At 58.2% G+C, this 8,585-nt stretch carries 7 protein-coding genes and 1 pseudogene; 3 read left to right on the top strand and 5 right to left on the bottom strand.

Features of this window, described 5'->3' with window-relative positions; translation table 11 throughout:
- Positions 1-864, top strand: an 864-nt coding sequence (locus V8352_RS20800) for a tyrosine-type recombinase/integrase (RefSeq protein ID WP_336426183.1), incomplete at its 5' end; no start/stop codon positions are given.
- Between the two features lie 462 nt (positions 865-1,326).
- Here V8352_RS20800 and V8352_RS20795 read toward each other — a convergent pair.
- A complete protein-coding gene (locus V8352_RS20795; protein WP_336426182.1) occupies positions 1,327-1,530 on the bottom strand; it encodes a hypothetical protein in 204 nt (67 codons plus the stop codon).
- A 248-nt stretch (positions 1,531-1,778) separates the two neighbouring features.
- On the opposite strand from V8352_RS20795, the gene V8352_RS20790 reads away from it, so the two are divergent.
- Both V8352_RS20790 and V8352_RS20785 read left to right on the top strand, forming a co-directional pair.
- Complete coding sequence (locus V8352_RS20790) at positions 1,779-2,498, top strand: biliverdin-producing heme oxygenase (protein WP_336426181.1); 720 nt, start codon at positions 1,779-1,781, stop codon at positions 2,496-2,498.
- Entirely contained in the window at positions 2,495-5,320 is a 2,826-nt protein-coding gene (locus V8352_RS20785; RefSeq protein ID WP_336426180.1) for a bifunctional diguanylate cyclase/phosphodiesterase, read from the top strand. The genes V8352_RS20790 and V8352_RS20785 overlap by 4 nt, the downstream gene beginning before the upstream one ends.
- A gap of 490 nt (positions 5,321-5,810) precedes the next feature.
- On the opposite strand, the gene V8352_RS20780 is transcribed toward V8352_RS20785, so the two are convergent.
- The 4 genes and pseudogenes from V8352_RS20780 to V8352_RS22060 all read right to left on the bottom strand — a co-directional run.
- Positions 5,811-6,224 (bottom strand): DUF892 family protein, encoded by a 414-nt coding sequence (locus V8352_RS20780; protein WP_336426179.1) that lies wholly within the window; start codon positions 6,222-6,224, stop codon positions 5,811-5,813.
- Between the two features lie 62 nt (positions 6,225-6,286).
- Positions 6,287-6,559, bottom strand: coding sequence for a hypothetical protein (locus V8352_RS20775; protein WP_336426178.1), 273 nt, complete (start codon positions 6,557-6,559; stop codon positions 6,287-6,289).
- Between the two features lie 847 nt (positions 6,560-7,406).
- A complete protein-coding gene (locus tag V8352_RS22065; protein WP_442971079.1) occupies positions 7,407-7,658 on the bottom strand; it encodes a response regulator transcription factor in 252 nt (83 codons plus the stop codon).
- Positions 7,659-7,833: 175 nt separating this feature from the next.
- Positions 7,834-8,463 (bottom strand): annotated as a pseudogene (locus V8352_RS22060) (response regulator); the annotation flags it as partial.
- Between the last annotated feature and the right edge of the window lie 122 nt (positions 8,464-8,585).

Below are 8,585 nucleotides of genomic sequence, written 5' to 3'. Positions count from 1 at the left end.
CTCCCGCCCTCCCTGTCACCAGAAAGGGTAAAGGTGGACGACTTTTACGCCGCCCGCAGCAGGCTCATCCCGCCGCTACCGTGGCCGACTTTCGCACCGCCGTTCTCAGATATCGAGTTGACCGGAGCCTGGGAAATCGATCTGAAAATGGTCTCGGAATTTGTTGCCATGCGAAAGGATGCGGGTGCCTCGATCGCGACGATCAATCGCGACCTCACGGCATTCAACCATCTGATGCGGCATATCAAGAATATGGGTTGGATCGAATTGAACCCTGTTCTGCAATTCGAGAGGCAAGGGATGAAGGAGAGCCTGCCGGACATCGTCCTTCCGACCGATGAGGCAATCCAAAAGCTGGGTCAGCGCGCATCGGGCACGCTGTCGTTCTTTCCAGGCTTTCTCGACGAGACCGGAGGTCGTGTCACCGAGATGTCGAAGATCAAATGGGCGGATCTGAAAGGCATGGAGCGTCCGGTCGAGGGCCATGTTACGCTGACCTTGCGACACACGAAGGGGCGCAAGGTCCGGACCATCGCACTCCGTCAGCAAGCCATCGAAATCCTCTTGCAGATCCCCCGCGCCAATCACTCGCCCTACATCTTCTGGAACAAGACCGAAGACGGCTACTATCGCTCTGCTGCCAACCTCTTCTGGGACTATGCTCAGGAGACGGGTTTCGGTGCCCGCCTCCACGACATCCGCCACAAGTTCGCCATCGAGCGGCTGAAGGAAGGCTGGTCGGTCTATCGTGTGCAGCGATACATCGGACACGGTTCAGTGAAGACGACTGAGCGATACTACTTCCGCTATCTCAGTCAAGAGCAGCAGGTGATCGCCAACGCCGATGGCAATGTCGGTCTCTGACGCAGACCGGCCAAGGTCGATGAAAGCCTCGCCCGAAACGGCGGGGCTTCGTCGTTTTTGGACGCGGCCAATCGAGTGCTCGCAGGGCCCAACTTGGTGGCGACACGGCATAGCCGGCGCATGCAGCGAGGCAGAGGGACGGCATAGTATGCCGACTTTGTCCATGGCCAAGCGGACAGGACTCTCGCCGCGGCGTATCTTAAAATACAATAATATCAGGGGCTTAGTGGCGGAGAGACAGGGATTCGAACCCTGGGAAGGCTTGCACCCTCAACGGTTTTCGAGATCGTTTTTGGGGTAGGGCGGGGAATTCCTAACCCCTATTTATATGGGTCCACTGAAATAATATGCCCGAAATCGGCGGTCTGAGCGCTGCAAGGCGGCATAGCAGGGCGGCATAGCGCCCACCTGGCAGACTGCTCAGTTGAGCGCGTCGTCAAGGTCGCCGTCGTACGGGCGCTATCACGCCCCAGGATCCAGCGCGCCCATCAAAAGCGGATAGACGGCCAGATAGAATATGTCTGCGGATGACGGAAACGGCTCCAGCCCCCGCAGGTCGAGCCAATACCATATGACGTGGCCGATGGCGGCCAGGGCCAGCGCTCCGGCGACCAGCATCCACGCGGTCGGCCGGAAATGCGATTGGCGGTATCCGCGACGGATCAATGAGGGCCGGTCAACCGGCCTGCCCATGTGGTCAGGTATCACCCAAGCGTAATTCCAACTACCTGTTCAACTATCCCCTTCGAGGGGTGTGCCTCCAACGGGACCGCAAGACGGGCAACGGCTTTCTGGAAACCGGATATCGTTGACGCCTCCTTTCTTCGCAAATTTGGCAAACATGGGAAGCTGGGAGACGCCGCCAAAAGGCAAATCCGGTTTTCAGCCGCGCTTCGCGCGAAAGGTATCCAATCTTGATACATTCAGAAGAAACCGCTTCAACGATCCCGTCATCCGCCCTGTCAGGCGATCTTCGGGCGCGGACGTCGTTGCTTCACGATCAAGCGGAAGCCTTGCTCGGGTTGCCGGACAGTATCACCAGCAGGAGCGAGTATGCCGATTGGCTTGCGCATTTTCTGGCGTTCTACGATCCTCTTGAACGCGCCTTCGGGGCCTTCTCCAAATGGGATATACTCGAACCGTTCTCGACAAAATCCACTCATTCCCGACGGCTGATCCGCGACCTCGGTGCATTGGGCTTCGACCTGCGCGCATTGAGCCATGCCCCCAATGCCCGCATTCCGACGATGCCGACCTTCGCCCACGCCTTGGGTGCGCGCTATGTTCTGGAAGGATCCGCGCTCGGGGGAAAGGTGATCTTGCGAAATCTGCAGCAGCGGATCGGAGCCGAGATCGCCGGAGCGACTGACTTTTTCGGTGGCGTCGAGCCTGCACCGTCGTCGGATTGGCGGGTGTTCAAGAAGGCCCTCGATCGCTTTGGCGATCAGCACCCGGAGGCCCGCGAAGATGTTTTGACGGGAGCAGAGGAGACCTTTCGCGCTTTGCTGGACTGGTTTGAACCGTTTGTTGCGCAAAAGAAGAAGATGGTGCAGCCCGTATGCTGCGGAAACAGCTTGAAATTTGTGAAGACTTTTCCACCGAATTTTCTTGACCCTGTGGGAGCCCAGAAATGAACGCTGCAATGCCCGCGAACAGCTCGGTGGATCTGGCAAGTTGCGAATGGGAGCCAATTGCCACCCCCGGCGCGATCCAACCGCACGGGGCTTTGCTTACCGCGGTGTATGACAGCGGGCTGATCGCACATGCGAGCGCCAACCTGGTAGAATTTCTCGGGTCGACGCCGGCGTCCGTTTTGGGGGAACCGATTGAAAAGGTGGTTGGAGACTTCGAGGGAATCTCCATCGCGGCACAGCGGCCTGGCTCCCAACTCCTGCAATCATCTGTCCATCTCTGCGATCCGAAGGGAAGGCCCCTGCAGCTTCACGCCTTCCGATCAGGCCGATATCTGTGCCTCGATATCGAAGCGATCTCCACGATTGGACAGAGAACGCAGGTCGGCCTCGTGCAATCAATCATCAAGAGCTTTTCAACGGCGCTGACTGAGGCAGACCTCTGCAAACTCGCCGTGGGCGGACTGAAGGAGGTGACGGGCTACGACCGCGTGATGGCCTATCGTTTCGGCAAGGACGGACATGGGGAGGTCATCGCCGAAGCGTGCAATCCGGGGATCGAATCCTATCTGGGACTTCGCTATCCTGCCTCGGATATTCCACAAATCGCGCGCGCGCTTTACCTGCGCCAGCGTGTTGGTTCGATCGCGAATTCGTCTTACGAACCGGTTCCGTTGTTCGGGCATCCCGAACTTGACGACGGAGAGCCGTTGGATTTAACCCACAGCAATCTGCGCAGCGTATCACCGATCCATCTCGAATACATGCGCAACATGCGAACCGCCGCAAGTCTCACCATTGGCCTCGCGGATGGTGAACGCCTCTGGGGAATGCTGGTTTGCCACCACTCAACACCAAAGAAACCTGATCCTGAACAAAGATCCGCGGCGGGCACGATCGGGCAGGTGGTCTCTCTGATGCTGAATAGCCTCGGCCAGGCAGAAACCTCGCGACAGGAACTCAGTAAGCAAGACACTCTGTCTGTTCTCGTGGAAAAGCTTGCGGTACCGGATACACTGACAGAGGCGTTCGCAGATGCGAGTGCCGAGCTTCTTAAGCTTGTCGATGCGACCGGTGCTCTGGTGCGGCTGTCGGGAAACGTCTTGCGTCTTGGCGTTCTTCCGCCGCCCAGCGTCATTGAAAGGGCGCTTTCCTTGCCCTTACCGACGACAGACGCGGACCCTCTTGGCGTTGACGATCTCGGAGTGCGCTATCCGGAGCTGGCGTCTTGCGTGGCCGACGGCAGTGGATTGCTGACCCTACCACTGGTCTCGGGAGGCGACGATCTGATTACCTGGTTCAGACCTGAACAAGTGCGCACGGTGAGGTGGGGAGGAGATCCGACCGACCACGCGACCTGGGATCCAGCCCTGGACCGAATGCACCCTCGTGCTTCTTTCGCCACCTGGAAGGAAACCGTTTCCGGTCGATCCAGTCCCTGGACGAGCGCTGATGTCAGCCTGGCACTGGCGCTTCGGCGCGAAGTCGCATCTGAAATGGCGCAGCGCACGAGCGCTGAACTGGCAAAGCTCAGATACTACGATCCGCTGACCGGGCTTGCCAACCGCAGTCTGCTGGAGGAGAGATTGACCGCTTTGCAGGCGACATCCGGCGCCGGTGCATCACTCCTGTTTCTCGATCTGGACGGCTTCAAGACCATCAACGATTCCATGGGGCATGACATCGGCGACGGTTTGTTGATCGCAATTTCACAACGGCTTGTAAGCGCTGTGCGCCCGGACGATCTGGTGATCAGGCTCGGTGGAGACGAATTTGTCGTGCTCTGCCAGGGTGTGGATCCGGTTGCGATCAGCGGGCTTGCCGAACGACTGCGGAAGCTCATCGACGAGCCTTTCGAGATCTCAGGTCGCTGGTGCCATGTGTCTGCCAGCATCGGCATCGCCGACACCTCCATGCTCGGCGATCTCGACCTCGTTCAGGCGGCCGACATCGCCATGTATGCCGCCAAGCAGGATGGCGGCAATCGTAGCCAGTCGTTCGCGTCTGGCTTGCATGATATCGCAGCGAAGCAAATTGCTCTTGACCACGACCTTCGTGAGGCGCTGGAAAATGATCAATTCATGTTGGTATATCAGCCGATCTTCGCCCTGAAGCCAGACAGAGACATTTTGAAGGGGTTTGAGGCGCTGTTGAGGTGGGAACATCCGCAGAAAGGCACGCTATCTCCGGATCTCTTTATCTCGACAGCCGAAAAACTGGGCCATATCCATCCGATCGGCGACTGGGTGCTGGCGACAGCAATCCGGCAGGCGCAGAGCTTCCGCACAGTTCGCCCCGATCTCGATCTCACGATTTTCGTTAACGTATCACCTCTGCAACTTGCTCATCCTGAGTTGATCGACAGGTTGCGTGAGATACTGCAAAGCGTGCCGACTTTTCCACCTCAGGCGCTTTGTGTCGAGGTCACCGAAAGCTTCGCAAGTGACGCAATCGTTGTCGCCGCTCTCACTGAAATCCGCGCATTGGGTGTGCGGGTCGCAATCGACGATTTCGGCACGGGCTTTTCTTCGCTCTCCAACCTTCGCCGATTGCCGGCCGATGAGGTGAAATTCGACCGTGAATTCTTGAACGACTTGAATGCCAACGGTAAGTCAGAAAAATTCTTTTACCTTTTGAATGAACTGATTCACTCAGCGGGTATGAGCGTTGTTCAAGAGGGGATCGAGACGCAAGATCAACTCGATTTTGTGCGTGCTGCCGGTGCCGATATAGTTCAGGGTTTCTTCTTATCCCTCCCCCTAAGCGCTGAGGATGCGACACAGCTTACTCTCGAACATGGCCAGCGATTACGCATCGGCAAATAATGTTCCCCCTTTTCTCTCTGATGGCCGACAAACCCGGCTTTCAGAATGTTCGGGTGAGCGCGTTCATTCAAAAAAGTTGTCGCCAGACGGGAAGGCTATTGCGTCAATTGCTGGGGACCTTTCCATCTTTCAATCTTCTTCCTGAATCCGTGCGAAACAGTTCTCGCAAAAGCCGTGCGAAAGCAGGGCGACCTCATCACCACCGCGTCGGTAGTAGTCGGAAGGTTCAATCCATTCTCGTCTGCCCGTGGGCGCCCCAATGGGCCAAGCCACGCGGGCACATATTGCACAAAGGGTCAGGATGTCCTCTGCATCGTGATCCGCAACTGCAGCGCCGAACAGGGGTAACCGTGGGGCAGAGGCGCAGGATCGCGCTTGCCGCTACGTTGCTGTCCGCACACCACGAAGCGGCGGAAGCCGCAGTCTGGTTTTCCGTCAGGCACGGTGGCCCCGGCCGACCTTGATGGCGCGTGTTGTGCCTCGGCCTTGGTCAAGCGCCGCTTTCATGCGCGCTGCCGTTTCCGGATGATGAGGCATTGCCCGCTCCATCGGCGTGGCGCAGGGCGATCTCATAGTGCTCGACCGCTTGCGCAAGCGAGGTCAGCGCGGCGTCCTTGCTGCCGGGTGCGCCGATTTCGATCATCAGAGCTTCGGCTTCTTCGATCAGCCCGACCATGGGGCCGTATTTCTTGGCCTTGGCGAGCTTGCCAAGGCTTGCGAAGAACTCTTCGAGCCGAGCGAATTGTTCACTCGTTCCATTGCTCTGCTGCAGCCGCGCGTGGTTCGGCTCCGGATTGCTGATCATGCTTTGCATCTGTGGCTGCGCCTCGTGGATCTTGCGCTCGGCGTAGAGCACGTCTTTCAAGGTGTGCAGGCACAGGTCGTCCAAGGTTTCGGCTTTCATGAATTTGCTCCTGAATTTCGGTCTGATGCGCTGTGAGCTTGTGTGGCAATGTCTCTTGCCAGTCAGTTGCCATGATCCAGGGTTCTCGTCGTTCGACGTTTCCCCCTTTCGGCATCGGCCTGAGGCGCTGGAACGAGCGATTTGAGATACGCGTTGACCCTGAGGCGCAGCTGCGTCTTCTTGCGCTGGACCTCATGGTCCCGCATCTCTTCGACTGTCTGAATGAAAACATTTGCTTGTGTCTTGGGCAGCATGGTGAGTTTCCTTTCGGGTTGCAGCGGAGCGCAAAGGCCGGAACAGAAGATCAGCCACCGCAGCAGAGCGATGGTGATCAAGGGACACAAGGCGATCCGCGGGTTGTTTAAAAAGGGGCGTGGGGATTGACCCGGTGGGTGTTGCCAATCCGGCACCGTCCGATGGCATCATGCCATCGGGCCTCGATCTGGGGTCTTTGATGATTTTTACTCCGCCCGATTGAGACGTCATCTTGGAGCGGTTCATTGCATTCGTCTGAAGGCTTCAGGTCATCAGGGCGCGCAATCAGCCAAAGCCGATGACAATTGCCCCAACAATGTAAACGATTTGGCTCATGGTTAGTCTTGGACACGAATCAACATTAAGTTTTGACGCAAACGTCACATAGGCTCGGAATCTACTCATCATGGGAAAGGGGTTCCACCAATTGGGATAGTATTATCCCGTTTGGGGAGGACCAGAGATGGCAGGCTTGGACACCCGCCACGGTTCGCCGCCTTCTCTTTCAGGGAGTCGAGCAGCAGCACGCGGCGCATTAGGTCGACGAACTCTTACTCGCTCACGTCCTGCCCATCCTTGACCGGATGCGGAGGTGGTCGCGCTTAACGGAGAGAAGCTGCGCCAATACAAGAGCGGCCTGCGCCGTACGGGTGGTCTGTTTTTAAGCTTAGTGTGTAACCGCACCGTTGTCACTGCGGTCTATAGGAGAGCGAGAATGAGCCACCAGTTCATGCTCCGCTCGCACGATAGATATCCAGAAGATCGGGCTTTGTCCCTTCTCCAAGCAATTCAGACTTGAGGCCTCGCAGAGCGTCCGAAGCGCAAGGTTGGAACCAAGCTTAGGGACGCCCCCCTGAACCCGAAGACCCCATCCGCAGGACAAGCGAAACGAACCTCCGGGCACAGATCCGGATCATTCGCCCGGCGTTACGCAGTCGGTGTATCGGCCGCCAGCGCCAGACGCACCAGCGCCGGCAAGGATCCGGCCCCCGTCTTGCGCATCACTGACGCGCGATGGTTCTCCACAGTGCGCTGGTTGATACCCAGGTCCGCCGCCATGATCTTGTTCGGTTTGCCCTCCAGAACGCCGGCAAGAACGTCTTGCTCGCGCGGCGTGAGGTTTGCGAACTTGGCTTTTGCCGCCTTGCGTGCGTTTGCCTTCAGGTTCCGGTCTTCCATCTGCGCGATGGCGNTCTTGCTCGCGCGGCGTGAGGTTTGCGAACTTGGCTTTTGCCGCCTTGCGTGCGTTTGCCTTCAGGTTCCGGTCTTCCATCTGCGCGATGGCGGAGCGGAAACTTGCCAGCAAATCAGCCGCGCTCGCCGGTTTCTCGATCAGGTCCGATGCGCCTGCTTTCATCGCCTCCACCGCCATATCGGCATCGCCGTGACCGGTCAGAATGATGGCGGGCACCTGTGACGCCTCCGACCGCAAAAGCGCGACCAGCGCGACCCCATCCATGCCGGGAAGAACGGCATCAACAAGAAGGCATGACGTGCCCTCAGGCCGAGGGGATGACAGGAAGTCCTCTGCCGAGACATATGTGATGACCTTCGACCCTTCGGCTTCGAACAGGCGCTGGGTGGTTTCGCGGATGATCGGATCATCCTCGATGACATTCAGAGTGATGCGCGAGAGCCCGTTGGTGTGGTGCGTCTTGCTGCGGGCCTTCAGCATCAGGTCCGAAATCTGTGAAATCAGGGCCTCGGGCATCAGCGGCTTCATGATTTGCTGATGGTCTGACCGGGCGATGGCCTGCAAGGTCGAAGTGGTGATATCTCCGGTCAGGATAAGTGTTGGCACTGGGCTGCCCAAGATATTGGGCAGCTCTTGCGCCAGCGCCAATCCGTTTGTCCCGCCGCGCAATTCGAAATCCGTCAGCAAAAGATCGGGCGGCATGTCAGTGTCCTGGGCCCAGGTCAGCGCCTCTTTGGCGTCGGCCCTGGAAATGACGGTATGACCTGCCTTGGTCAGAACGTCTTTCATCAGGTCCCTGAGATGCTCTTCGTCCTCGACCAAGAGGATCGTTCCCGTCTGTGCCTCGGCGGCAGTAAACTTGCGGACTGCCGGACGCGGCCCCTCGGGCTCAGGCTCGACACGTGGCAGTG

It is taken from the genome of Roseovarius sp. D0-M9, from assembly GCF_037083805.1.
In the GTDB taxonomy this organism is placed as follows: domain Bacteria; phylum Pseudomonadota; class Alphaproteobacteria; order Rhodobacterales; family Rhodobacteraceae; genus Roseovarius.
This window is presented reverse-complemented; position numbering and strand designations above follow the sequence as displayed.